Source organism: Arthrobacter sp. MDT2-16, assembly GCF_054510925.1.
Genome location: NZ_JBTNDP010000001.1, coordinates 652,040 through 676,267, shown reverse-complemented (window position 1 = coordinate 676,267; position 24,228 = coordinate 652,040). Strand labels below are relative to the sequence as shown.

At 66.5% G+C, this 24,228-nt stretch carries 23 protein-coding genes and 1 pseudogene; 15 read left to right on the top strand and 9 right to left on the bottom strand.

The features are described 5' to 3' along the window. Nucleotides 1–129 precede the first annotated feature (129 nt). Together ACX80N_RS03300 and ACX80N_RS03295 are read left to right on the top strand one after the other, a co-directional pair. Nucleotides 130–1,518 (top strand): OFA family MFS transporter, encoded by a 1,389-nt coding sequence (locus tag ACX80N_RS03300; protein ID WP_459338255.1) that lies wholly within the window; start codon nt 130–132, stop codon nt 1,516–1,518. 1 nt (nt 1,519) lies between these two features. Continuing rightward, on the top strand, nt 1,520–1,624 hold the full coding sequence (locus tag ACX80N_RS03295; RefSeq protein WP_442884820.1) for an MFS transporter small subunit: 105 nt from the start codon (nt 1,520–1,522) through the stop codon (nt 1,622–1,624). 178 nt (nt 1,625–1,802) lie between these two features. Here ACX80N_RS03295 and ACX80N_RS03290 read toward each other — a convergent pair whose 3' ends face one another. Beyond that, nucleotides 1,803–2,006, bottom strand: coding sequence for a helix-turn-helix domain-containing protein (locus ACX80N_RS03290; RefSeq protein WP_459338473.1), 204 nt, complete (start codon nt 2,004–2,006; stop codon nt 1,803–1,805). On the opposite strand from ACX80N_RS03290, the pseudogene ACX80N_RS03285 reads away from it, so the two are divergent. Further along, a pseudogene (locus tag ACX80N_RS03285) lies at nt 2,001–2,246 on the top strand (DUF2000 family protein); the annotation flags it as partial. The gene ACX80N_RS03290 and the pseudogene ACX80N_RS03285 overlap by 6 nt on opposite strands. 90 nt (nt 2,247–2,336) lie before the next feature. On the opposite strand, the gene ACX80N_RS03280 reads toward ACX80N_RS03285, so the two are convergent. After that, complete coding sequence (locus ACX80N_RS03280) at nt 2,337–2,831, bottom strand: MarR family winged helix-turn-helix transcriptional regulator (RefSeq protein ID WP_105031825.1); 495 nt, start codon at nt 2,829–2,831, stop codon at nt 2,337–2,339. A 91-nt stretch (nt 2,832–2,922) separates the two neighbouring features. On the opposite strand from ACX80N_RS03280, the gene ACX80N_RS03275 reads away from it, so the two are divergent. The 4 genes from ACX80N_RS03275 (at nt 2,923) to ACX80N_RS03260 (ending at nt 6,930) form a co-directional block, all read left to right on the top strand. Next, on the top strand, nt 2,923–3,855 hold the full coding sequence (locus tag ACX80N_RS03275) for an NADP-dependent oxidoreductase (RefSeq protein ID WP_459338254.1): 933 nt from the start codon (nt 2,923–2,925) through the stop codon (nt 3,853–3,855). 153 nt (nt 3,856–4,008) lie between these two features. Further along, nucleotides 4,009–5,349 (top strand): NADP-specific glutamate dehydrogenase, encoded by a 1,341-nt coding sequence (gene gdhA / locus ACX80N_RS03270; RefSeq protein ID WP_105032140.1) that lies wholly within the window; start codon nt 4,009–4,011, stop codon nt 5,347–5,349. Nucleotides 5,350–5,529: 180 nt separating this feature from the next. Then, a complete protein-coding gene (locus tag ACX80N_RS03265; RefSeq protein WP_459338253.1) occupies nt 5,530–5,982 on the top strand; it encodes a DUF7793 family protein in 453 nt (150 codons plus the stop codon). 315 nt (nt 5,983–6,297) lie between these two features. Next, nucleotides 6,298–6,930: a TetR/AcrR family transcriptional regulator gene (locus tag ACX80N_RS03260; protein WP_459338252.1), complete on the top strand. Its 633-nt coding sequence runs from the start codon at nt 6,298–6,300 to the stop codon at nt 6,928–6,930. A gap of 61 nt (nt 6,931–6,991) precedes the next feature. Here ACX80N_RS03260 and ACX80N_RS03255 read toward each other — a convergent pair whose 3' ends face one another. Then, on the bottom strand, nt 6,992–8,638 hold the full coding sequence (locus ACX80N_RS03255; RefSeq protein WP_459338251.1) for an alpha/beta fold hydrolase: 1,647 nt from the start codon (nt 8,636–8,638) through the stop codon (nt 6,992–6,994). 86 nt (nt 8,639–8,724) lie between these two features. Continuing rightward, nucleotides 8,725–9,021: a hypothetical protein gene (locus tag ACX80N_RS03250; protein WP_105031820.1), complete on the bottom strand. Its 297-nt coding sequence runs from the start codon at nt 9,019–9,021 to the stop codon at nt 8,725–8,727. Nucleotides 9,022–9,783: 762 nt separating this feature from the next. On the opposite strand from ACX80N_RS03250, the gene ACX80N_RS03245 reads away from it, so the two are divergent. Next, complete coding sequence (locus ACX80N_RS03245; protein ID WP_459338250.1) at nt 9,784–10,674, top strand: GAF domain-containing protein; 891 nt, start codon at nt 9,784–9,786, stop codon at nt 10,672–10,674. A gap of 54 nt (nt 10,675–10,728) precedes the next feature. On the opposite strand, the gene ACX80N_RS03240 is transcribed toward ACX80N_RS03245, so the two are convergent. Continuing rightward, on the bottom strand, nt 10,729–11,319 hold the full coding sequence (locus ACX80N_RS03240; RefSeq protein WP_459338472.1) for an ANTAR domain-containing protein: 591 nt from the start codon (nt 11,317–11,319) through the stop codon (nt 10,729–10,731). 457 nt (nt 11,320–11,776) lie between these two features. Between ACX80N_RS03240 and ACX80N_RS03235 the strand changes: the two genes are divergently transcribed. Further along, complete coding sequence (locus ACX80N_RS03235; protein ID WP_459338249.1) at nt 11,777–12,529, top strand: ANTAR domain-containing protein; 753 nt, start codon at nt 11,777–11,779, stop codon at nt 12,527–12,529. A gap of 34 nt (nt 12,530–12,563) precedes the next feature. Here the strand turns inward: ACX80N_RS03235 and ACX80N_RS03230 are convergent, their stop codons facing one another. Further along, complete coding sequence (locus ACX80N_RS03230) at nt 12,564–13,355, bottom strand: ZIP family metal transporter (RefSeq protein WP_105031816.1); 792 nt, start codon at nt 13,353–13,355, stop codon at nt 12,564–12,566. Between the two features lie 260 nt (nt 13,356–13,615). Here ACX80N_RS03230 and ACX80N_RS03225 point away from each other — a divergent pair, with 260 nt between their 5' ends. The 3 genes from ACX80N_RS03225 (at nt 13,616) to ACX80N_RS03215 (ending at nt 17,377) form a co-directional block, all read left to right on the top strand. Then, the gene (locus ACX80N_RS03225; RefSeq protein ID WP_459338248.1) at nt 13,616–14,833 is read left to right on the top strand and encodes a beta-ketoacyl-[acyl-carrier-protein] synthase family protein; all 1,218 of its coding nucleotides are present in this window, start codon (nt 13,616–13,618) and stop codon (nt 14,831–14,833) included. A gap of 142 nt (nt 14,834–14,975) precedes the next feature. Further along, the gene (locus ACX80N_RS03220) at nt 14,976–16,343 is read left to right on the top strand and encodes a hemolysin family protein (RefSeq protein WP_105031815.1); all 1,368 of its coding nucleotides are present in this window, start codon (nt 14,976–14,978) and stop codon (nt 16,341–16,343) included. Continuing rightward, nucleotides 16,340–17,377 (top strand): hemolysin family protein, encoded by a 1,038-nt coding sequence (locus ACX80N_RS03215; RefSeq protein ID WP_105031814.1) that lies wholly within the window; start codon nt 16,340–16,342, stop codon nt 17,375–17,377. Before ACX80N_RS03220 ends, ACX80N_RS03215 begins: the two co-directional genes overlap by 4 nt. Before the next feature lie 110 nt (nt 17,378–17,487). Here the strand turns inward: ACX80N_RS03215 and ACX80N_RS03210 are convergent, their stop codons facing one another. The 3 genes from ACX80N_RS03210 to ACX80N_RS03200 form a co-directional block, all read right to left on the bottom strand. After that, the gene (locus ACX80N_RS03210) at nt 17,488–18,360 is read right to left on the bottom strand and encodes a GAF domain-containing protein (RefSeq protein WP_459338247.1); all 873 of its coding nucleotides are present in this window, start codon (nt 18,358–18,360) and stop codon (nt 17,488–17,490) included. 458 nt (nt 18,361–18,818) lie between these two features. Beyond that, nucleotides 18,819–19,586 carry a cation transporter gene (locus ACX80N_RS03205; RefSeq protein ID WP_459338246.1) on the bottom strand — a complete coding sequence of 256 codons (768 nt, stop codon included), beginning with the start codon at nt 19,584–19,586 and terminating at the stop codon, nt 18,819–18,821. Next, the gene (locus ACX80N_RS03200) at nt 19,586–19,945 is read right to left on the bottom strand and encodes an ArsR/SmtB family transcription factor (RefSeq protein WP_459338471.1); all 360 of its coding nucleotides are present in this window, start codon (nt 19,943–19,945) and stop codon (nt 19,586–19,588) included. Before ACX80N_RS03200 ends, ACX80N_RS03205 begins: the two co-directional genes overlap by 1 nt. A gap of 561 nt (nt 19,946–20,506) precedes the next feature. Here ACX80N_RS03200 and ACX80N_RS03195 point away from each other — a divergent pair. The 3 genes from ACX80N_RS03195 (at nt 20,507) to ACX80N_RS03185 (ending at nt 24,214) form a co-directional block, all read left to right on the top strand. Continuing rightward, entirely contained in the window at nt 20,507–22,741 is a 2,235-nt protein-coding gene (locus ACX80N_RS03195; protein ID WP_459338470.1) for a heavy metal translocating P-type ATPase, read from the top strand. Nucleotides 22,742–22,815: 74 nt separating this feature from the next. Then, entirely contained in the window at nt 22,816–23,373 is a 558-nt protein-coding gene (locus tag ACX80N_RS03190) for a hypothetical protein (protein ID WP_459338245.1), read from the top strand. Nucleotides 23,374–23,533: 160 nt separating this feature from the next. Then, the gene (locus ACX80N_RS03185; protein WP_459338244.1) at nt 23,534–24,214 is read left to right on the top strand and encodes a DUF305 domain-containing protein; all 681 of its coding nucleotides are present in this window, start codon (nt 23,534–23,536) and stop codon (nt 24,212–24,214) included. Nucleotides 24,215–24,228 lie beyond the last annotated feature (14 nt).

Here is a 24,228-nt window from a genome sequence, read left to right as displayed (position 1 = left end):
GCCCATACCACTCGTCGCACGAGGAGCACCACCGGTCGCGGGTTGTTCCCGTTCCACGTGACGCACAGCATAATTGCCCTCAACAACAAGGGCCGGTGAGCGGCCGCCATGCCGATCGAAAGGCTCTCGATGAGCTGGCTTGACCGCGAGCACAGCATTGCGCCACCGGGGTTCAACCGCTGGCTGATCCCCCCGGCCGCACTGGCCGTGCACCTCTGTATCGGGCAGGCGTACGCCACGAGCGTCTACAAGACCGCCCTGACGGCGCACTTCGACGCGACCCTCACGCAGATCGGCATCATCTTCTCGATCGCGATCGTGATGCTCGGTCTGTCCGCTGCCGTCCTCGGAACCTGGGTGGACCGCAACGGTCCCCGCAAGGCCATGGCGACGTCGGCCGTGTTCTGGACCTCCGGATTCCTGGTGGGAGCGCTCGGCATCTTCACCGACCAGCTCTGGCTCCTCTACCTGGGCTATGGGGTCATCGGCGGGATCGGCCTCGGCATCGGCTACATCTCCCCGGTGTCCACGCTCATCAAATGGTTCCCCGACCGACCCGGCCTCGCCACCGGCATGGCGATCATGGGCTTCGGCGGCGGCGCCCTCATCGCGAGCCCGCTCTCCACGCAGCTGCTGCGCACGTACGACCCGAACTCCGGGGCGGAGGGCTGGGTGGCCAGCGGCGACGCCGTCGGGAAGCTGTTCCTGACCCTCGCCGCCGTCTATCTCGTGTACATGCTGTTCGGCGCGTTCACCATCAAGGTCCCCGCCGACGGCTGGAAGCCCGACGGTTTCGACCCCTCGCAGCTGAAATCCAAGCCGCTCGTCACCACGGACAACGTCTCGGCCGCGAACGCCATCAAGACCCGCCAGTTCTGGCTCGTCTGGATCGTGCTGTTCTGCAATGTGACGGCCGGGATCGGCATCCTCGAGCAGGCCGCCCCGATGATCCAGGACTTCTTCCGCGGTGCGGACGGCACGACGGCGGTCTCCGTCGCCGTCGCCGGAGGGTTCGTGGGCCTGCTCTCGATCGGCAACATGGGCGGACGCTTCGTGTGGTCGACGACGTCGGACATCATCGGTCGCAAGCGGATCTACATGGTCTACCTCGGGGTGGGAGCGGCCCTCTACTCCGTGCTCGCCCTGGCCGGCTCCTCGACCACATTGCTGTTCGTGGTCCTGGCCTTCGTGATCATCTCCTTCTACGGCGGCGGTTTCGCGACCGTTCCGGCCTACCTGCGGGACCTCTTCGGTACCTACCAGGTCGGCGCGATCCACGGCCGGCTGCTGACCGCCTGGTCGGCGGCCGGCATCGCCGGGCCGCTGATCGTCAATGCGTTCCTCGACTCGCAGGGCACGCCCGGCGAGCTGACCGCGGGTGCCTACCAGCCCGCGCTGCTCACCATGGTGGGCCTGCTGATCATAGGTTTCATCGCGAACCTGCTCATCAAGCCCGTCGACCCCCGCTTCCACGAGCCCGTCGGGGAAGCACCCCGAGCATTCGCGAAGGAGGCCTGACATGGCCGGAGCACGCATCGCCGCCGTCTGGGCCCTCGTGGGAGTGCCCCTCGCGTACGGCGTCTTCCAGACCCTCACCCGCGTCGCGGCCCTCTTCGGCGGCTGACCCCGCACTCTGCCCAGCACGTAGGACCGGCACGCAGGACCCTCCGACGGGTCCTCGCGACCGACCTCGTGCGAAGCACCGCAAGGAGGGGGGATGCGGCAAGCCGGTGACTTCCGGGATCGGTTCGTGGACCCGCTATCGACGGCATGCCAACCCGCACCACTGCCGCCCGGTCGGATCAGCCGGAGAAGACTCCTGGAGTGGTTCCCAGAACACGCTTGAAGTGCCTCGTGAGATGCGCCTGGTCGTGGAAACCTGCCTCTACTGCAGCCTCGGACGCCGAGCGTTCGTCGAGCAGGAGACGCCGGGCCCGGTCCACGCGCCGTCCTGTGACGTCGGCGTACGAGGCGATCCCGTACGCCGCATTCGGCTGCCAGTGCATCACCCGGTGAGGACAGCGCGGCATGGATGCCGGTCACGGCCGCGACGATCCGGGGGGCCCGTCACCGTCGGTTGCGCCACGGCGGCCGGGGCGGACCTGCTGGCGGCAGCCCGGGAGCGGGCACTGGGCCGTGGTGTCCCCATCGCCCTGTACACGCGGGAGCTGTTCTCCACCGGTCATGACGAGGCCAACAGGGCTGCGGTGGCAGGGGTACCTGCCCACAGCCTGGACCTTGTCGGGATCGGCCTTCGCGGTCCCCGCGACGCCGTCGACCGCATCGTCAAGGGTGCACGCATGCACGAGCGAGTGTCCCTCGCGGCCGTCGCAGGGTCAGGTCTTCCGTCGGCGCGTCGCCGAGCGCGGTGGGGCCGCTCGGAGGTGTGCACTGACGCGACCGAGGATACGAGCGAGATCACCGGCGTCATCATCGCTGAGAGGTGCGAACAGGAGGTCGTGGACGGCCTCGATATGGCCGGGAAACACCGCCGTGAGGACGTCACGGCCCGCGGCCGTGATGGCGACCACGGTGCTGCGCTCGTCGTCGGGCGAGGGGGAGCGGGTGACCAGACCGCGCTGGTCGAGCAGTTGCGCCTGATACGTCAGGCCGCTGCGGCTGTACACCACGCCATCGGCGAGGTCGGTCATGCGCATATGGCCGTCGGTGGCGTCACCCAGGCGTGCCAGGAGCTGGAACTGGACGTAGCTCAGGGCGCCGGCGTCGCGGAGCTGCTTCTCGACCGCGGGGCGCAGCAGACTGCTCACCTCCGTGAAGGCGAAGTACGCGCCGAGCTGGGTCGGCGTCAGTGAGGCAGGTGGTTGGCTCATCGTCTAATCATAGGGGTTGCTTCGAATTCGAAGTGGTGTACTCTTCTCGTATCTGCTTCGAAGTCGAAGCAACTAGCGAGAGGGTTGGATCATGAAGGCGATACAGTTCCAGGAAGTCGGCGGTCCCGAGGTCCTTCGATACCGGGAGATCGTGCAGCCGGTTCCGGCTGCCGGGCAGGTACGGCTGCATGTCGCGGCCTCGGCATTCAATGCGGCCGACAACGGTATGCGAGCCGGGTTCCTCCCGATCCCGATCGAGCTGCCGCACGTGCCGGGCTACGACGTCTCGGGCACCATCGACGCGGTGGGCGAGGGCGTCGACGGGCTCACCGTCGGCGACCCGGTGATCGCCTTCCTGCCCATGGAGCGCGACGGCGGTGCGGCCGAGTACGTGGTCGCTCCTGCGGATGCTGTCGTCGCAGCTCCGACGAGTATTCCGCTGGCGGATGCCGCGGCCCTTCCCTCGGTCGCGTTGACCGCGTGGCAGGCGCTCTTCGACGAGGGTGGGCTCGCGGCGGGCCAGCGTGTGCTGATCATTGGCGCAGGCGGCGTCGTGGGCAAGTACGCCGTCCAGCTCGCCAGGCGGGCCGGTGTGCATGTCATCGCCACGGCCAGTCCGCGCAGCATCGAGGCCGTCCGGGCAGCCGGCGCGGACCAGATCATCGACCACACCGACACGGACCTGCTCGACGCCCTCGACGGGCAGGTCGACGTGCTGCTGAACCTCGCCCCGATCGATCCGGAGCAGTTCACCGCGTACGTCACCGCCGTGCGTGACGGCGGTGTGGTCGTCAGCACCACGGCATTCATGCCCACCCCTGGCGACGACACCCGAGGCGTGCAGGCGAGGACGGTGTTCGTCCTCCGCAATCGTGACCGGCTCGCGCAACTGGTGTCCCTGGTCGACGACGGCGCACTCACCGTGGAGGTGACACGCCGGATCCCGCTCAGGGAACTGCCCACCCTTCACGCCGAAGCAACGGCCGGCCGCCTCTCAGGAAAGGTCGTCGTTATTCCTGCCTGAGCCGGGCAGGGATCGTGAGGGGACCGAGCCGCAGAAGAACAGGGATGCCGCAATCGTTTCCTCCAGAATTCGTCACGTTCGGTCATTGATCCGTCTGGGCCAGACTGGGGAGGTAGATCTCAGGGTTTTCCATTCTCGAGAGCGGTGGGTGTCATGGATTCGGCGTTGTCTGCTGTGCGCGATCAGGTGTTCCGGCGTAACCCTGGCGAGACGGAGTTCCATCAGGCTGTGGTCGAGGTGTTCGACTCCCTGGGGCCGGTGTTGAGGAAACACCCCGAGTTCGTCGACGCGGCGGTATTGGAGCGGTTGTGCGAACCCGAGCGGCAGATCATCTTCCGGGTCCCCTGGGTCGATGATGCCGGGACCGTACAGATCAACCGGGGGTTCCGGGTGGAGTTCAACTCCGCGTTGGGGCCCTTCAAGGGCGGCCTGCGCTTCCACCCGTCCGTGTACCTGGGGATCGTGAAGTTCCTCGGTTTCGAGCAGGTCTTCAAGAACGCGCTCACCGGCATGCCGATCGGCGGTGGGAAGGGTGGCTCGGATTTCGACCCCAAGGGCAAGTCCGACGCGGAGGTCATGCGGTTCTGTCAGTCCTTCATGACGGAGTTGTACCGGCACATCGGTGAGTACACGGATGTGCCGGCGGGCGACATCGGAGTCGGCGGACGGGAGATCGGGTACCTGTTCGGGCAGTACAAGAGGATCACGAACCGGTATGAATCAGGGGTACTGACCGGCAAGGGGATCAGCTGGGGCGGGTCGTTGGTTCGTCCGGAAGCGACAGGTTACGGAGCGGTCCTGTTCGCCCGGGAGATGCTTCGGGCGCGGGGGCTCGACTTCGAGGGACAGCGGGTCATCGTGTCGGGGTCGGGCAATGTCGCGGTTCACGCCATCGCGAAGGCAGAGCACTTCGGTGCGACCGTCGTCGCGTGTTCGGATTCCTCCGGCTACGTCGTGGACGAAGCAGGTATCGACGTCGACCTGCTGCGCGACGTGAAGGAGAATGAGCGTGGACGGATCTCCGACTACGCGCAGCGTCGAGGCTCCGGTGCCCATTTCGTGGCGGGAGGGTCGATCTGGGACGTAGGCGCGACCGTCGCCCTGCCCTGTGCCACCCAGAACGAACTCGATGAGGCAGCGGCCGGATCACTCATTCGTTCCGAGGTGCTGGCAGTTGCAGAAGGGGCGAACATGCCATGTACCCCTCAAGCAGTGGAAGCCTTCCAGCAGGCCGGTGTCCTGTTCGGTCCCGGAAAGGCGGCCAACGCCGGTGGTGTTGCAACCTCTGCACTGGAGATGCAGCAGAACGCCAGCCGCGATTCCTGGACCTTCGAGCATACCGAGCAGCGCCTCACCGAGATCATGGTGGGTATCCATGACAGGTGCGCGGCGACCGCGGAGGAGTATGGCCTGCCGGGAGACTACGTCGCGGGCGCCAACATCAGCGGCTTCGTGAAGGTCGCGGACGCCATGCTTGCACTCGGAGTCGTCTGATCATCGGCGGGCGCTCGCGTCCCGGACTTCGCGGCGAGGGTGTCGGGCGGACCGGACGCAGTCGGACCTCGGTAGAATCGGGGATTGGTCCTTCCCAGCTGGTCTCACAGCGCTGATGCGCTGAGTTGGTGTACCGACGCTGCCCCGGCAGTGCTGCGCCCATCCGACCGAGGAAGCCCCGTGATCAAGACCTACACCTTCGACGACCGCTTCGATGTCGTCCGCTTCGCGCGCTGCGCCGTCTCCGTCCGTGCCAGGAAGAACGTCTCCATCTCGAAGATGGATGCGCTCATGATCCTCCGGCGCAGCTTCGAACTGACGGACAACCGGCAGTACGTCGTCCTGCTCGTGGTCGACAACATCATGGACATCACCGCTGACGCCCGCCACGTGTTGTCCTCGTCACGGAACATTCTTGCCGCGGCGATGCTGGGTCAGGGAGCGATGGACGAGGTTCTCGCGGCACCTTACCTGCGTGCCGTGTACCCGGGCGAGTACTTCACGGACGAAGTCATGGCTCTGCGGTGGCTCGCCGTGATGCACGACCTCGTATGCGCGGATCCTGTTCCACACACCCAGAGTCTCACCGTCGACCTCGACCCGTTCCGTCCGAGGAGATCACGAGTGGGCTGAACCGAGGACATAGCGGGCATGGTTCAGGGCGTTACGCGACGATGCGGTGTGGCGTGGACCCGGCCGGAACCGAGGTGTACTCCCCAACCTCTGCAGCGGGTCATGTGCATTCATCGATACTCCTCGGACACCCGCAGTCTGCACCCGGATGAACGGAACGCCGTGCTGATGGCGTCGTGGTGGTACCAGCTCCCCGAGGGGAACCAGTACCACCACAGCAGGCGGGGGTCTCATGTCCGCTGCCACCTCCTCGATGGGGGCTCGAGGAGCGTCCCAAGTCTAACCGTACAGACCGGTCTGTCTGCCGCGGGTATGATGGCGGTCGATCCTGATTCCGGCAGAAGAGGGCGAATGTCTCCTGTAAGGGAACTTCCTACGGCGAACGCACGACAGCGGATCCTTGACGCGTCCTACGACCTGTTCGTCGAGCGAGGCGTCCGAGCAGTGGGTGTCAACGAGATCATCCGCACCGCGGGAGTCGCGAAAGCGTCGTTCTACAGCCACTTCCCCTCCAAGAACGACCTCGTCATGGCGTTCCTGAGTCGCCGGCAGGAGCTTTTCACCGTCGGTTATCTCGGCGCCGAAGCCCGGAAGCGGGGGGCTTCTCCACACGACCGACTCCTGGCGATCTTCGACATCTTCGACGAGTGGTTCCAGGCGGAGGACTTCACCGGCTGCCCCTACATCAGGGCTCTGGTCGAGCTGGGCGCCGATGATGAAGTGGGTCGGGCCAGCGCCGGCTACCTGCGGGACATGCGCGATGAGGTCGAGAGTACTGCCGCAGCGATGGGACTCCTCGACGTGGGTGACTTCGCGGAATGCTGGATGATCCTCCTTCAAGGGTCGGTCGTCGCCGCCATGGGAACCGGCTACACCTCGGCCGCCAGGATCAGGAAACTCGGGCAACTGCTCATCGCAAGCCACACGCCTGGCAAGGCCGCCCACTGACGCACCTGTAAGACTGAACCCTTACAGGTGCCACCCTTGGCATGGGCTGCGTGGTCGGGGCCTATCCGTCGGTGGGGGAGGCGATGTCGCTGACCACCGGTTCTGGGCCCGGCCCGGCCTCGACACGCACGATGTCCCGTGAGCGACGGAGAAAACCTATGACGGTGGCTGCGACGGCTCGGGGAGCGCTGTGGTGAGCAGCGTGAGGCGCCCCGTCGATGGTGGTCGCTTCACCATGCTGGGACTGGTGGGCGAGCCGTTCGGACCAGGCGGTCCCGGCGACGAGGTCGCGTGAACCCCGGAGCACCAGGACCGGTTGGGCTGCAAGTGGTAATCGCTCCTCGAGGGGATAGCTCATGGCCAGTCTCAGTTGAGCGAGATACCAGCGTGGCCCGCACCGCAGGACGTCGAAGAACTGCACCATGCTCAGCAGCGGTTTCTCGAGGAGCGAGTTGATGCTGAGCGTCAGGGCTTGCTGACGGATGGTCCGGCGCTCGACGTCGACGGCGGCGCCGATCAGTACGAGGTGTGACACAAGATCGGGTCGCAGGAGAGCGAGCTCAGTGGCGCTCTGCACACCCATCGAATGCCCCACCACGACGCAGGTTGACGAGCCTGCTTCGTCGAGAAGCTTCCCGATCAGCTCGGCCGTCGCCGTCGTACTGGAGGCGTGTGCCGGTCGTCGCGTCCACCCGTACCCGGGCAGGTCGATGAGATGGACGTCGCCGTAGTCGGCCAGGAGGAAGCCGAGCCGGCGGAAGTAGCGGTGCGACATGCCGATGCCGTGGATGAGCACGAAGACCGGTGCCGGGTCCTCACTGTCCGGACCTGGGCGGCCTTCGGTGCTGCGTCCTATCAGGTAGGAGCGGCATTGCCGGTCCCCGACGGTGATGCTGCGCAGTTCGACGGCCTTCTCCGGAGAGCGCAGGCTCGGGGGATAGGACCTGACCGAGCGGTTCCTGTAGACGGGCTCGCCCCGCGAGGATTCGGGGGCGCTTGGCGCCCGTAGGGTCTGGAGCGGCGGGTGGTTGCGGACGAGATCCAGGACGGCTGTTGCGATGGTGGAAGCACCGCCCCGGTGAGCGGCGTGTGGCTCGCCCGGTATCTCGACGAGGTGACCGTGCCGGGCGTTGCAGCTGAGCTTGTCGCACCAGTCATGACCGGCGATGATGTCGCGCGTACCGCGGACGATCAGGACGGGACAGCTCACCAGCGGCAGCCTGTCGTCAAGGCGGTAGTCCAGCATGGCGGGCAGTTCCTGCAGGTACCAGGGAATCCCGCACTGGGCGTAGGCGGTCGCGACCATCAGGTTGGTCACGGGCCGCTCGATCAGCGTGTCCACGGCAAGCATGAGTGTGTGCTTCACGGGCGACCGATGCTCGCTGTCGGTAACAGGGCCGATCAGCACGAGGTGGGACACGAGATCAGGACGGCTGATGGCGAGTTCGGTCGAGAACTGCGCCCCCATGGAGTGACCGATCACCACGCACCCCTGTGCGCCCTCCTGATCCAGGGTGTGGGCGATGACGGCAGCATGGTCCGCGACGTCGAGCGGCCGATCGGGCGTGGTTGTTCCGCCGAACCCGGGCAGATCCAGGACGAGGGTGTCCCCGTACTCGATGAGCTTTCGCTCCAGCTTGTCCCAATAGCGGTGGGACATCCCGATACCGTGCACCATCACGAAAAGCGGCCGAACCTGATCCGGCACCGGAGTTCGCCGGGACAGGTGCACCCGAGCCGACAGCGGTTCCCGCCTGGTCGGGACGGTGCTCGTATCGGCTGTCGGTCGATCCGTCACTCCGATGACGCTGGTGGAGGCTGCGGGTGATCCGACACCGTGGTCGGGGAGACATCGTCCACGAAGTCCGCCCTGGGGCGTGGGGGCAGGTCATCGATCAGCTCGTTGAGTGCCACAGCGACCCTGTTCCGTTCGCTCTGGGGCAACAGGTACATGCCGTGCAGGTACGCGTCCAACTCGAGGGGCTCGAGGGCGCCGCCGACACTGTAGTAGTGCAGCCAGAGATCACTGGCCGTCAGGCCTGCCGCATGGGCTGCCCGCCAGGCGCTGCGCTGTTGGGTTTGCTGGGTCATGAAGATGCCTAATCGGGCGTGTGACCGGGAAATGGAACGTGTCTGTGCTCTTCAAAACACACTGGAGAACCGGACGAGCTCCAGATAGACACCTCGTACGGTCGATTTTACCCTCTGCTTCCACGAGCAATCAGCACTGAGTAGCACTCCCGTAACCGTGCTTTTCGTGCCTTCGGTGCAGCCGGCGGCGCCGGAGTGCCCTGTCGCATCGACGAAACGTCCATCCTTCTGGGCATGCTGCGTGATTCAGGACGGGCATGCGTGCACGCGGTGAGGCTCATCACGGGTCGGTGCTCGATTCTCTGACGACCCAGGACCATCAGGGGTCGCTTCAGGGATCCGTGGTGCCGCTCATGGCACGAACCGCGGGTGGCTGACAGGGCCTGCACCTCGCCGACGACGGGCAGCCCATGATCAGGCCGGTCCCGCTGGAGCTTGAAGCGGGAAGGACTGGAGCGGGGGCAGGAGCCGGTTCCGTCCACTGAACGGCACCGGCTCCTGCCCGAGAGGCTTGAGCGCCGGCCGGCTTCATGACCGACTACTAAGCCTACTGATCAGTTGATCATGAACCAGGAGGGGGAGGTCAAGGTCTGGAGCCCAGATTTCCGGCCTCCTGAGAGGGCGCTCCACTGAAGCTTCAGGTCGTCCGTCGGGCACTGCGGTTCCGCGTGCGTCCGATGTCCGGCGTCGCATCGTTCTGTCAGTGGCAGGAGCTATGGTGGCGGAAAGGGGGTTTCCAACCGGCGGACTCGACCACTGCACGTGTTCCTGGAAAGCGACATCATGATCAGCCCGAACGTACAACAGTGGACGGCTGTTCAATCGCTCCGGTCCGCGCGTCTCGAAGTGACGTCGGTGTGGTTCACCTATGCGAGTTTCGGGGGCCAACGCAACCTTCCAGAGGTGGTTGCCTACCTTCAAGGCGCAGAACAGCTACCCATCGTGGACCGGGATCTGGTCGCGCACGCTTTGAACGAGATGATCGACGAGTTCAGGCTTCTGGCAGAGGGCGCTCATTACAGTTCTCAGCAGATCGCAGACCGGTCACCATACCGGGACGCACTGCGTGTTCTGGTCCTCGATCCGGACGGGTACAGGTTCGACAGGCCTGCGGCGACGGCGCCCCGAGGAATCTCCTGTGACGGCCTGGACGCGGGTGACGCGGACGAGCGCGCGGCAGAAGCAGAGGACCGGCGGTGCCGTGCCCTGCATGCGACGGGCCTGCTCGACACAGGAGCCGAGGCCCGTTTCGATCGCATCACTCGGCGCACGCGTGAACATTTCGGAGTGAGCTCCGCCTCGATCGCCCTGGTTGCCGAGGACCGGCAGGTCATCAAGTCGGTCGCGGGACCCGTCGGGCAGGACCTCCCGCGCGCAAGCGCCCTGTGCGCTCGAACCATCGACGCTCCCCGCACCCTGGTCATCATGGATGCCCGCACGGATCCCGAGTTCCGGCACCACCCGCTCGTGGTCGATGGCCCTCACATCCGCTTCTACGCCGGTCACCCGATCACGACCGCTGACGGGTGGCGGATCGGGACGCTGTGCCTCATCGACGAGCAGCCGCGCTACTTCAGTGAGGATGATGCGCGGGACCTCCGACGCATGACCCTGGATGTCCAGATCGAGATCTGGCTGCGCAGCACGCCCTGAGGGCCGGCCGATCCCACGGGGATGATCCCTACGGCCCGGGCGTCATGAAGCCGCTCAGAAGTCGAGGGTGCGGTCGAGGACCTGCGCGGCGGTGTCATGCAGGGTCTGGTTGTGGGACCGGGCGTAGTTGCGTAACCGCCGGAATGCTTCACTGATGTCGACACCAGCGGTATGGGAGATGACGCCCTTGGCCTGCTCGATGGTGATGCGTGAGTTCAGGGCGCGCTGGAGTCGGTCGTTGACGATCCGGCTTTCGCGGAGCGAGCGTTCCTGAAGCAACGCGATGGTCGCCACATCGGTGAGCGCCTGCCCGATCGCGGCGTCTTCCTGACTCAGCGCTCCGCTGGTCCCGCCGAACAGTCCCATCGCGCCGAGCGCACGGCCGTGAAGGCGCATGGGGATGGCGTGGACGGAACGGAAACCCTGATCGAGGGCAGCTCGCTGGAAGGCCGGCCACTGGCCCTTCATCGTTGTGATGTCGTCGACGGTGACTACACCGGCGGTCTTGTAGGCATCGATGCACGGTCCTTCACCGGCCTGCAGTTGCAGGACCTCCACGATCTGGCTTTCCTCGCTCGTGGAGGCCATGACCTGCAGCTCTCCATTCGGGTCCGCCAGCAGCAGCCCTGCCTGGGCAGCGCCCAGCAGGTTGACGGATTGCTCGACGAGAGTGTTGAGCAGTTCCAGGATGTCGTACGGGGCAACGAGGGTGCTGGTGAGCTTGACGAAAGCAGCGCTGATTCTCTCGGGCGCGTAGTGGTCACCATTTCAGAAGTCTAGGTCAGGCCGTCAGATGCCGGTGCGGGCCCACTGGGTGGTGTGAAAGTGATGTTCCTATGGATGACCGTCAGAGCCGTTCCCTGCAGGGTCTGCCGTCGGGCGAAAGCATGCAGGGCGTGACCTGGTCTTCCCGCCGGGATGATGAAGCCCTGACCCACGACCTGCGGCCTGCTGCCCCACATCGATCACACCGGTCGGCGCGGGTGTCGGTCCCGGTGGTGACCTGTGATTTCTTGACAGCCGGCTGGAGAACCAGCGACGCTGAGCTGATTGCCCCAGACCCCGGCAAGAGCCGTAATTGCCATGCCGACCAGGGGGCCCTGTGCCGCAAGTATCCGATGATCCCACCCATGCTCGGCCGCGGCTGTTCCCCGCTGCCAACCAGAATCTGCATCTCCCACCGCTGGTAGGAGGCCTGAGCGATCGGCAAGCGGTCATAGCCGCCATGGTCGCCGGCGGACACAGCTGTCACGACATCGCCGCCGATCTGCTTCTTCCGCTACGGGCCGTTCAAGGGCACCTGTACGAAGCGATCACGACGCTCGGGCTGTCCTCGGTGGCCGAGCTCACCCCTGCTGTCCTGGCAGTGCATTCCATCACCGGTGCGCCGACTGCATCGGTAGGGACCGATCCGGCACCAGCAGGTTCAGCCCATCGACCCGCACCGGTTCCGGGAGACGGCCCCGGACCAACGGGACCGTCAGCCGAACCTCTGCTCGGCTCACTACCCGAGCCTTCCCCCTCCGGTTCCCCGGTGAGTTCGGTGGCGGTCCTCATCGCAGAAGAAGCAGCACAGGTCGTCCAGGAACCAGAGCTGGATGCCACGCTCAGTCGCGAACTAGCTGCTACCAGGATGCTGCTGCAACAGAAAGTGGACAAACTGCAGGAGCTCCAGACGGCCCTGAGGAGTCGGGACACCATCGGGCAGGCAAAAGGCATCCTGATGGAACGACACAGGATCAGTGCGCATCGCGCGTTCACGATCTTGCAGGAGGAGAGCTCCCGCAGCAGCACGAAGCTGGTGAACATCGCCGAGGACCTCATCCACACAGGGGGTGAAGGGGTCGGCGGCTAGTCGGGCCCTGCGGGTCCGGACCTGGCGCAACCGTTCACAGGAGAGACAGGACGAAGGACAGGACGAAACCGGCGGCGGTGCTCATGGCAACCGCGGGGCCGCCGTGTTCGTAGGCTTCGGGCATGAGGGTGTCGGCCAGGGATGCGATCACAGCGCCGGCAGCGAAGGCCAGGGGCAACGAGATGGCTTCCGGGTCCGCACCGGACAGCGGGCCGGCGCCGATCACGACGGCCAGGACCAGCAGTACCGCGCAAGCGCCCCAGAGACCGAGAATGCGCCCCATCGACCGGCCCTGGGCGCGCATGGACGACGCCCCGACGAGGGCTTCGGGGAGGTTCGACACGAAGATCGCGGCCAGCAGGGCCAGGCCGCCGGTCCCCCCGCCGAGCGCCACGCCCAGCGCCACATTCTCGGGTACACCATCCAGGGTGACAGCGGCCAGGAGGGCGAGACCCGCCGCGCCGCGCGTCGATGCTTTGGAGGATGTCTCCTCGGTCGCCGCGGCATCGGTGTCCAGTTTGGCGCTGCCCTGATAGTCGTCCGCCGCTTCCGTGTCGGAACCGGCCTGGGCCCACCGGTCGAGCAGTGCGCTCAGGACCGTGAAGACGAGGGCGCCCGCGAGTAGGCCGAGAGCAGCCCGCCAGATCCCACCCTGTTCGAAGGCATCCTCGAACAGCTCGAACGCCAGCGCGGTGATGAGTGATCCCGCAGCGAAGGACAGGAGGATCGCCAGCACCCGCTTGGGCAGATTGAACCGGGCCCCGACCACCGCGCCGATGATCAGCGCACTGGAGGCCACCACACCGAACAGCAGCGACATCATCATGGGCTCAGTATAGGAATCAGGACCACGGCGTAAAGGAGTCCGTCGACGAGTTCATCAGATGCTCAGCCAGGTCCTCGCGGGACATCCTCGGGGGCTCTATCGGCCGAACCCTTCGGAACCCGATGTACATCGCGCGGCGGAATGACTTTTTCGTGGGTCCGAGTCGGCTTTCGTGAGGTACTTGAACTCACTGCGGTCGCTGTCGGGCAGCGGTGCGAGCGGGCGGGACGCCCGTCGTGGATCAGGAGAAGGACGGGTTGATGATGAATGCGCTCGGCGTGGTTGTGACCGGCATGGGAGCGATGACTCCCCTCGGGGGGACAGTTGCGCGGACCTGGGAGGGTCTTCTCGACGGGCAGTCCGGAATCGGGGTCCTGCACGAGCCGTGGGCGCAGGAGCTGCCGGTTCGGGTCGCCGGGCTCGTCACGGCCGACCCCGCAGCGTCGCTGTCCACCAGGGAGTACCGGAGGATGGATCGCTGCGGGCACCTGTCACTGGTCGCATCGCGTGAGGCATGGGACCAAGCCGGCAGGCCCGCCGTCGAACCTGACAGGCTCGCCGTGGTGATCGGTTCCGGATACGGAGGTCTGGGTACGGTGTTGTCCCAGATCCGGGCCCTGGATGCCGGTGGTTCGCGCCGTGTATCCCCCCACACGCTGACCCAGATGATGGTCAACGGTCCTTCAGCCTGGGTATCGATCGACATCGGCGCGCAGGGAGGTGCGCGGACGCCGGTGAGTGCCTGCGCCTCAGGAGCAGAAGCGATCGCCCAGGGTGTCGAGATGATTCTCTCGGGGGTGGTCGACGTCGTCGTCGCCGGGGGAGTCGACGCCTGCGTCAACGAGCTGGCGATCAGCGGGTTCGCCCAGCTTCGGGCCCTGTCGACGAGCCAGGGGGATCCGGCGGGTGCGTCGCGGCCTTTCGACCGCGACCGGAACGGGTTCGTGATGGCCGAAGGTGCCGGCATCATCGTCCTCGAGCGGGAGGATTTCGCCCGGGCGCGAGGAGCGGGGATCCTCGGTCGGATTGCCGGGGCCGCCGTCACCTCCGACGCCGGGGACATCGTGGCCGCGGACCAGGCCATCCAGCACCGGGTGATGCAGAAGGCCCTCACGGCGGCCGGGCTGGCTGGGTCGGACATCGACTTCGTCCACGCTCACGCCACGTCCACCCCCGTCGGTGACCTTCTCGAGGCCGGCGCGATCACCGAGGTCGTCGGCAACGACGTGCCTGTCACCTCCACCAAGTCCATGACCGGGCACCTGCTGGGAGGAGCCGGAACCCTCGGTGCCATCGCGACCATCGAGGCCCTCCGGACGGGACAACTTCCGGGCACCCTCAACTTCGAGAATCCGGACCCGGACATCCACCTCAATGTCATCAGCACCACGACCGGGTGTGCCGGCTCGAAGGCTGCGATCACCAATGCCTTCGGATTCGGCGGCCACAGCACCGCGCTCGTCGTCACCGCTGCCTGACGGGTCCCTACCGCACTCGTCGTTCTCCCGCGTTCTTCCAGTAGAGTGGATGGCATTATGGACGACCCCCCATCACATAGACCCGTGCCCCTCACCTGCCTGACCGCCGTTCTGTCGGCCGATCGAGGATGGGGGGCGCACCATGTATGAGTTGGTCATGATCGGCGTCGGCCTGATCCTCACCATCGGAACCGGCATGTTCGTGGCCTCCGAGTTCGCGCTCGTGAACCTCGACCGGGGTGACCTCGAAGCCCGCGACGCGCGCGGCGAGAAGGGCCTGAAGCCGACCATCAAGGCCCTGAAGATCACATCGACGCATCTCTCGAGTGCTCAGCTCGGGATCACGCTGACGACCCTGCTCACGGGCTATACCTTCGAGCCTGCCATCAGTTCCCTGCTGCGCGAACCCCTGCTCGGTGCCGGTGTCCCGGAGGGACTCGTGCCCGGGATCGGCGCCGTCGTGGGAATCTTCCTCGCCACCGTGTTCTCCATGGTGATCGGCGAGCTGGTCCCCAAGAACTTCGCGCTGGCCCTGCCGCGGCAGACCGCGAAGTTCGTCGTACCGTTCCAGTCCCTGTTCACCACCGTCCTCAAACCCGTCATCCTGCTGTTCAACAACACCGCGAACAGGATCATCCGCTCCTTCGGCATCGAACCGAAGGAAGAGCTCTCCGGCGCCCGCAGTGCCGAGGAACTCAGCTCCCTGGTCCGTCGCTCCGCGCTCGAGGGTTCCCTGGATCAGGACCACGCGGAGCTGCTGCACCGCACCCTGCTGTTCTCGGACCACACCGCCGACGACGTCATGACGCCCCGCGTGCGCATGGCTTCGATCAGGACCACCGACACCGCCTCGGACATCATCGGGACTGCCCTTGCCACCGGGTATTCCCGCTTCCCCGTGATCGGTCAGGACAACGACGACATCCGCGGTGTCATCCACCTCAAGCAGGCCTTCGCCGTCCCCCTGGACGCGCGGACCATCACGACGGCCGAGACGCTGATGATCGAACCTCTCCGGGTGCCCGAATCCATGAGCGTCGACACCCTTCTCGGGTTGTTGCGAGGTCAGGGACTGCAGATCGCCATCGTCACCGACGAGCACGGCGGCACCGCGGGTATCGTCACCCTGGAGGACCTGATCGAGGAGATCGTCGGTGAACTCGAGGACGAGCACGACCGCACCCGTGTCGGCGTCGTCCGCACCGGTCGATCCATCACCTTCGACGCGTCGCTCCGTCCGGACGAGTTGAAGGAACGCACCGGGATCGACGTGCCCGAGGGCGAGGACTACGACACCATCGCCGGCTACATGACCGACGAACTGGACCGCATCCCGGAGCTCGGCGACGAAGTGGACCTGGGAACCGGTGTGCTCCGCGTCGAGCGGGTCGTCGGCTCCCACGTGGAGCGCATCCGCTTCACGCCCATCGATCAGCCATACGCCGGCGGTGACCCGACCAGCAGCCATGACCGCCTGATCGACACCCTGACGAAGGACGCGACCCCATGAGCGAGTACCTGCCCGGCATCATCTGGCTGTTCGTCCTCCTGGCCGCCAACGCATTCTTCGTCGGGGCGGAGTTCGCCGTCATCTCCGCCCGGCGATCCCAGATCGAGCCGAAGGCCGACGCGGGGAGCAAGGCCGCGAAGACCACCCTGTGGGCGATGGAGCATGCCACGCTCATGCTGGCGACCAGTCAGCTCGGCATCACCGTGTGCTCCCTGGTCATCCTGAATGTGTCCGAACCCGCGATCCACCACCTGCTCGAATACCCGCTGGCCCTGACACCTGTTCCACCCGAGGCCATCGGGGTGATCGCGTTCATCGTGGCCCTGCTGCTGGTCACCTTCCTGCACGTGGTGCTCGGCGAGATGGTCCCGAAGAACATCTCGTTCTCCGTGCCCACCCGGGCGGCCCTGCTGTTGGCCCCACCGCTGGTGTTCGTGTCCAAGGTCTTCAAACCCGTCATCTGGACCCTCAACGGTATCGCCAACGGCATCCTGCGCCTGTTCAAGGTCGAGCCGAAGGACGAAGCGACCAGCGCGTTCACGCTCGACGAGGTCGCGACCATCGTGGAACAGTCCACGAAGGAGGGAATGCTGGCCGACGGCAGCGGTACCCTGACCAACGCCTTCGAGTTCACCTCGAAGACGGTGGTCGACGTCGAGGTGCCCATCGCCGACATCGTCCATCTGCCTGCGACGGCCAGTCCCGCGGACATCCAACGGACCGTCGATGCGCACGGCTACTCCCGCTACATCCTCACCGCCGGCGACGAGCCCGTGGGATATGTGCACCTGAAGGACGTCATGGACCTCACGACACCCGAGTCCTTCGTGCAGCCGGTACCGGCCAAGCGGATCCGCCGGCTCGCCTCCGCCTACACGGGAAGCGATCTCGAGGACGCCCTGGCGACCATGCGTCGCACCGGCGCCCACATCGCACGCGTCCTCGATGCCAAGGGCAACACCACCGGCATGCTCTTCCTCGAGGACATCCTCGAAGAACTCGTCGGCGAGGTCCAGGACGCCACCAGCACCTGAGCAGGGTGACGACCGCTGAAAGCGGCGCGGTGGAACCCAGGGTTCCGCCGCGCCGCTTGTGCTTTCAGCCGCCTTCCATGGCGCTGAGAGCGCGGCCAGTTGTTCTGGTGCTATTGGTCGGGGGACCCGGCCCATATTTCGATCTGTACCCGGGCGGCGCGGAGCCTGAGGTCCCGTTCGTCGGTCGCGGTGAAGGTTCGTGGGTGGTCGTCGATCAGGCACAGCGTGCCGATGCGCCACCCGTCGCTGCTGCAGATCGGGTGACCGGCGTAGAAACGCAGATGCGGGGCGCCGGTGACCAGCGGGTGATCGTGGAAGTCCGGGGACGCGGCAGCATCCGGGATGACGAGGGTCCGGTCGGCTTCGATGGTTCGGGCGCAGAGCGCGGTCTCCCGGGGGAGGTCCTGCCCGATGGGTCCGGTGACGGACTTGATGATCTGCCGGTCATCGGTGATGAGCGCGATCGATGCCGAGCTCACGGCGAAATGATCGCGTGCTTCGGCGGTGAGGCGGTCGAAGCGTGCTTCGGCGCCGGTGTCCAGCAGCCCGGTTTCGAGCAGGGCGTTGCACCGGCGGGATTCGGTGTCGTCCCCGCGGTCCTGAGCCGTCGCGGCTGTGCTGCCGTCGTCGCCGATGCCGTGGGGTTCGGTGCGGGCGGGGCGGTCGAACCGGTACCCGTCGGGGGAGAGGGTGAGCCTGCGCAGGGTGTCGGCGTATCCCGACGCCCCTGCGACGCGGTCGGTGCTGTAGTGGGCGCCGTCGACAGGCAGATCACGGGCGGTGATCAGTTCGTTGATGGCGTGTGCGATCAGGTCCCGGTCGAGGACGGGCAGGACGGTGATGCCGGTGAGGTACCCGGTCACATCCATCTCGTCCCGGTTCCCGCCGCTGCCCAGGTAGGTGGCCCAGATATCGGTGCTGGACAACCCGGCAGCCCGGGCCGTCTGGATGGTCGTCCATTGCTGGAGGTACTCGCTGATCACTGGTGCACTTCCATCTCGGATCGGTGCGGTTGAGCCGTACCGGGTCGTGCTTCACGCTGGTCCTGAAATTCTAGGGCCCGACGGTCATGTTCAACCTGATGAGTTGCTACTCGGGTGTGCTGCACCACACCCTTGCACTACCTGCCGTGGTGGGAGCAAGGCGGCAGGGGAGCGGGCATCATCACCGCGGCCCTGCCACCTCGGCACACACCCGGCCTGCTACTAGATCATCGGGCACATTCCCCAGTAGGACACACATCCACGGCGAAAGACGACCCAAGAAACATCAGCGCGATCCCGTTCCTCACCCCTTCCCCATGCAACGCGCGAGCGATGCGTGGAAAGGTCGAACAGACGAAGGACGTCTTGCGGACCGAGTTCGTTCCCGACCGCAGCGCCATCGACTTCCGCCGGACCCGCTGCGTTCCATGGTCCCGGTGGGTTGCCGGAACGATGCCCTACCCCGCGCCCGAGGAATTGCAGCAGTCGCTGGACGGGTCGGCTGTCGGCGACGCCGCATCCTCCGTGGTGCTGTGCGGGGTGTACCGAGCGGCACTGGGTCCGGTGGGTCGGGAGGTCGACGTCGGTGCGCAGCACGAGTCGCCCTTCCATGCGTCGCGGCCTTCCTTGATGGCGACGGCGGCGATGACCAGGGCGGCGATGGGGTCCGCCCAGGACCAGCCAAGGGTGCTGTTGAGCAGCAGGCCCACCAGCAGGACCCCGGACAGGTAGGTGCACAGCAGGGTCTGCCTGGAGTCCGCGACAGCGGAGCGCGAACCGAGCTCGCGACCGGCCCGGCGCTGGGCCCAGGACAAGAACGGCATGACCGCCATGCTCGCCGCGGCGAGGACGATTCCGACCAGGGAGTGCTGGGGCTCGGACGCTCCGAGCAGGGCGCGGACGGCGTCGAAGGCCACGAACGCGGCAAGACCGAAGAAGGAGAACGCGATCAGGCGCAGTGCGGTCTTCTCGCGGGTTTCCGGGTCGCGGCCGGCGAACTGCCATGCCACAGCGGCCGCGGAGAGAACCTCGACAATCGAGTCCAACCCGAACCCGATCAGGGCGCTCGAGGACGCTACCGTGCCGGCGCTGATCGCGACGACCGCCTCGATGATGTTGTAGCTGATGGTTGCCCCGACGAGAAGTCGGATCCGCCGGGACAGGACTGCGCGGCGCTCCACAGCCGATGCTGGCTGCACCGATCCGGGTGACGCATGAGTGCTCATCAGCAGCACACCGCCCCGACGACGTGGTTCTCCCGGGTGGTGCAGCAGCACTGGACCTCGCTGACAACCACGACGTCGAGCAGTGCGGTCAGGGCGTCGCCGAGTCTCCGGTCTGCGAGCTCGTACCGGACCCGCCGCCCCTCGGGAGCGGCGACGACCAGCCCGCACCCGCGCAGGCAGGTCAGGTGATTCGACAGCCGCTGCTTGCTCACCCCCGCCATCTCGGCCAACTCCCCCGGATAGGACGGCGCATCCCGCAGTGCCAGCAGAACCCGGGCACGGACCGGGTCGGACAAGGCATAGCCGAAACGCGCGAGCACCGAGTAAGGGGCAACTGTGTCCCTGCCCCAATGGTACAGAGGATCGTGTACTAATGGCGGGGCATGTAGCCACAGTGCTGTGCCACTGGACGCAACCGAAGGGGTCGGTGGACGGGCAGATGCTTCTTCGCCTCGCGGGTTCAGAGACTCCTGGTTCTACCGGGGCTGGGGCGGCGATGTGCAGAAGTCAGGGCATGCAGGGACGCTCGGCGAATCTGCGCAGGGGCGATCATTGCCGAAGCCTTGACGTATACCCCCAGGGGGTATAACTTGGTGGCACCTGAAAGGTTGTCTCCCTCAGCAGGGACCTACACAGTGATGGTCTGATAGCGCGATCGCACCGCCGCAGCCTCCGACGGACAAGCTTCCGCCACTGTCTCTTTGCGCCCGGATGACGTCGGCGCCGCCCACAACTTCAGGAGAGCGACCATGAACGCAACGCCCCGGATCCCGATGCCCTCAGGGACATCAGTGCGACCACGACTGATGCAGGTACCCGATGCAAGGGGTGCCGGAGGAAGAGTCACCATGAGCACCAACCAGCAGGACAATCACCCGAACCATCGGGTGTCCGACGCCGAACCGACCCATGGTCAGGCCATGCCCGACGGCCATCCCCACTCGGTACTGTCCACCAGCGAACAGCCCGACCCCCGCGCCAGTACCGGTACCGCCCAGGGCAGTTCGCATGGGCAGCCGCCCTCGCACGCCAGAAGGCACGAACACCCTGCGGGGCATAGGGGACAGGGTGCGGATGATGATCATCAGGTGCACTCCCACGGGGAGCATGCCGGTCATTCGACGGCGATGTTCAGGAATCGGTTCTGGATCAGCCTGGTCCTGGCAATTCCGGTCGTCGCGTTCAGTCCCATGTTCACGATGCTCCTCGGGTACATGCCGCCGGAGTTCCCTGGCTCCCCATTGATCGCCCCGGTCCTGGGCACGATGATCTTCGTCTACGGCAGTACCCCGTTCCTGAAGGGCGGGGTATCGGAGGCGAAGTCCCGGCAGCCGGGCATGATGCTGCTGATCGCTATGGCCATCAGCGTCGCGTTCATCGCCTCGTGGGTCACCACACTGCGCATCGGCGGGTTCGACCTGGACTTCTGGTGGGAACTCGCCCTGCTGATCGTCATCATGCTGCTGGGCCACTGGATGGAGATGCGCGCCCTCGGGTCCGCCGCCGGGGCCCTGGACGCCCTGGCAGCCCTGCTGCCCGATGAGGCCGACAGGGTCACCGGCACCGGCATGAATGCAGATGTCGAGACGGTTCCGGTGAGTTCCCTGGTCACGGGGGACGTGGTGCTCGTGCGCTCCGGCGCCCGGGTGCCCGCCGATGGGCAGATCATCGACGGGACGGCCGAGTTCGACGAATCGATGATCACGGGCGAGTCCCGTACCGTGCCCCGCACGATCGGGGACGCCGTCGTCGCAGGGACCGTCGCCACCGATAGCGCTGTCCGCCTGACGGTGACGGCGGTCGGGTCCGAGACGACGCTCGCGGGGATCCAGCGTCTGGTCGCCGAGGCGCAGGCCTCCTCTTCCAGGGCACAGGCCCTCGCGGACCGGGCCGCGGCCCTGCTGTTCTATTTCGCGCTCGGCGCGGGCATCCTGACCTTTGTCGCATGGATGCTCCTCGGAAGCCCGGATGATGCAGTGATCCGCACCGTCACGGTCCTGGTGATCGCCTGCCCTCATGCCCTGGGACTGGCGATCCCCCTGGTGATCGCCATCTCCACCGAACGTGCCGCGAAGGCCGGCGTGCTGATCAAGAACCGGATCGCCCTGGAACGCATGCGCACCGTCGACGTCGTCCTGTTCGACAAGACGGGGACCCTCACCGAGGGTCGGCACGCGGTCACCGCGATCACCACCACCGAGGACGTCACCGAGGCCGAACTGCTGGCACTGGCAGGAGCTGCCGAGGAGGACAGCGAGCATCCTGTCGCCCGCGCCATCGTCGCCGCAGCCCGGTTGAACCCGGACGCGGTGGACCTCGCGTACGCCGGCACCGGGTTCAGGTCACTGACCGGCCGCGGCGTCCAGGCCATCGTGGACGGCCACGACGTGATGGTGGGCGGGCCGAACATGCTCAAGGAACTCGGGCTCGGCACCCCTGCCGGCATCGCGGACTCCGTGCAGGAATGGGTGGGCCGCGGTGCGTCCGTGTTGCACGTCGTCCGCGACGGTGAAGTGGTCGGTGCGGTGAGGCTGGAGGACGAGGTCCGGAAGGAATCCCGGACCGCGGTGAGGGCCCTGCAGGCCCGTGGGGTGAAGGTCGCGATGATCACCGGGGACGCCCGGCAGGTCGCCGACGTCGTCGGCACTGAGCTGGGTATCGATGAGGTGTTCGCGGACGTCCTGCCCCAGGACAAGGATTCCAAGGTCACCGAACTACAGGCCCGTGGCCTGAAGGTCGCGATGGTCGGCGACGGCGTCAATGACGCCCCCGCCCTGGCCCGCGCCGAGGTGGGCATCGCCATCGGCGCCGGGACGGACGTGGCCATGGAATCCGCCGGCGTCGTCCTCGCCGGGAACGACCCCCGCTCGGTGCTGGCCCTGATCGACCTGTCCCGGGCCAGCTACCGCAAGATGATCCAGAACCTCATCTGGGCCACCGGGTACAACGTGCTCGCCGTCCCCCTGGCCGCAGGCGTGCTGGCCTTCGCCGGGATCCTGCTCTCCCCGGCAGCCGGCGCAGTCCTCATGAGCGTGTCCACGATCGTCGTCGCGCTCAACGCGCAGCTGCTGCGCCGGATCGATCTGGACCCGGAACGCATCAGCACCGACCGGACCAGTGATGGGACAGTGGAGGCAGGGTCCATCAGGGCATGACTTCGGGCTCACCGAGAGACCCCCGCGGTGCACAAGCGTCGGCGGACGGCACGGACAGGGAGGGGACGGGAAGGTTGACCAGGAACCGGGCATTCCATGCCGTTCTCTCCCTGCTGCGTACCGCCGTTCCGTCGGTCATCACCTTCGTCGGTCTGACAGCCGTCATCGTCGGGATCCTCGCGATGCACGTCTGGATGGGTGGCCACGGGTCCAGCTCCCATCACATCGCAGCCCCCGCCACCACGAGCATGACCACCAGTGCGACCACCGGCACGCATGCGGGGGATGAGGTTAGCCAGGTCCACGCCGGTGTCCACGCCGAGCTTCATGTCACGATCACGCCGGCAGGCGCCGTGGCAGCGATCGAGGCGCCGGCCCTGGATGCATTCCGGACCAGTGCCTCCGCCCTGGCCTCGGAGGGCGGGCCGGTCGGATGTGGCGGGGACTGCTCCGACGAGATGATGCTGGGCCTGTGCGTGCTGGCGATGATCGTCGGCATCGTCGGACTGCTGACGCCTGCCGACCGCGTCCTGCTCCCGACCTCGGTCCGGCGGGGTCCTCCTGCGCCATCGCGGGCATCCCGACCTGTGCCCGCGCCGTCACTGACTCAGCTCTGCATCAGCCGGACATAGGATCCGCGGTCCGCACCCGCCCCCTCCCTGGAGCGGTAGGGCCGTTGTCCTGCCAGGACTGCGCCCCTGCGCGCCCACCTGGTTCCCGCCGTACCCGCCGCCTGACGCGGTACGACCAGCTGACACCACTCCCATCCGAGCAATGAAGGACCTGACCACCATGAAGCGTTCCCTTTCCCTTGCGTTCCTGTCCGTGGCCGCCCTCATCTCCCTGTCCGCCTGCGGCCCGTCCTCCGGCGAAAGCATGGAGGGCATGGAGGGCATGGGCGAAAGCTCCGCAGCAGCCTCCAGCGCCACTGCCGAAGCCACCACCGGGACCAGCACGGAGTCGACATCGGGCACGTCCGACGGCGCTATGGCCGAGCACAACGACGCGGACGTGATGTTCGCGCGGATGATGATTCCGCACCACGAGCAGGCCGTGGAGATGAGCGAGATGATGCTCGCCAAGGACGGCATCAGCCCGGAGATCACCGCACTCGCCACGAAGATCGAGGACGCCCAGGGCCCCGAGATCGGGACCATGACCGGGTGGCTGGAAGCCTGGGGCGAGCCCGTGGAACCCGAAGGCGGCATGGAAGGCCACTCGATGGGCGGCTCCGGGTCCATGGAAGGGATGATGAGCGACGAGCAGATGTCCGAACTCGGGTCCGCCGAGGGCACTGAAGCGTCCCGCCTGTTCCTGGAGTCCATGACCGCCCACCACGAAGGCGCCGTCGGCATGGCGCAGGACGAGATCGACAACGGCCAGAACCCCGAGGCGATCGAGATGGCCGAGATGATCATCGAGACGCAGAACGCGGAGATCGCCGAGATGGAGGAGCTCCTCGCGGGCCTGTGACCTGCGTGGGCATC

Coding starts and splice junctions, on each gene's coding strand:
- ACX80N_RS03290 (WP_459338473.1), bottom strand. CDS start 2,006: ATGCACTGGCAGCCGAATGCGGCGTACGGGATCGCCTCGTACGCCGAC.
- ACX80N_RS03250 (WP_105031820.1), bottom strand. CDS start 9,021: ATGACCCAGCAAACCCAACAGCGCAGCGCCTGGCGGGCAGCCCATGCG.
- ACX80N_RS03275 (WP_459338254.1), top strand. CDS start 2,923: ATGAAGGCGATACAGTTCCAGGAAGTCGGCGGTCCCGAGGTCCTTCGA.
- ACX80N_RS03260 (WP_459338252.1), top strand. CDS start 6,298: ATGGCGGTCGATCCTGATTCCGGCAGAAGAGGGCGAATGTCTCCTGTA.
- ACX80N_RS03280 (WP_105031825.1), bottom strand. CDS start 2,831: ATGAGCCAACCACCTGCCTCACTGACGCCGACCCAGCTCGGCGCGTAC.
- gdhA (WP_105032140.1), top strand. CDS start 4,009: ATGGATTCGGCGTTGTCTGCTGTGCGCGATCAGGTGTTCCGGCGTAAC.
- ACX80N_RS03205 (WP_459338246.1), bottom strand. CDS start 19,586: ATGAGCACTCATGCGTCACCCGGATCGGTGCAGCCAGCATCGGCTGTG.
- ACX80N_RS03195 (WP_459338470.1), top strand. CDS start 20,507: ATGCCCGACGGCCATCCCCACTCGGTACTGTCCACCAGCGAACAGCCC.
- ACX80N_RS03230 (WP_105031816.1), bottom strand. CDS start 13,355: ATGATGATGTCGCTGCTGTTCGGTGTGGTGGCCTCCAGTGCGCTGATC.
- ACX80N_RS03220 (WP_105031815.1), top strand. CDS start 14,976: ATGTATGAGTTGGTCATGATCGGCGTCGGCCTGATCCTCACCATCGGA.
- ACX80N_RS03185 (WP_459338244.1), top strand. CDS start 23,534: ATGAAGCGTTCCCTTTCCCTTGCGTTCCTGTCCGTGGCCGCCCTCATC.
- ACX80N_RS03300 (WP_459338255.1), top strand. CDS start 130: ATGAGCTGGCTTGACCGCGAGCACAGCATTGCGCCACCGGGGTTCAAC.
- ACX80N_RS03225 (WP_459338248.1), top strand. CDS start 13,616: ATGATGAATGCGCTCGGCGTGGTTGTGACCGGCATGGGAGCGATGACT.
- ACX80N_RS03295 (WP_442884820.1), top strand. CDS start 1,520: ATGGCCGGAGCACGCATCGCCGCCGTCTGGGCCCTCGTGGGAGTGCCC.
- ACX80N_RS03215 (WP_105031814.1), top strand. CDS start 16,340: ATGAGCGAGTACCTGCCCGGCATCATCTGGCTGTTCGTCCTCCTGGCC.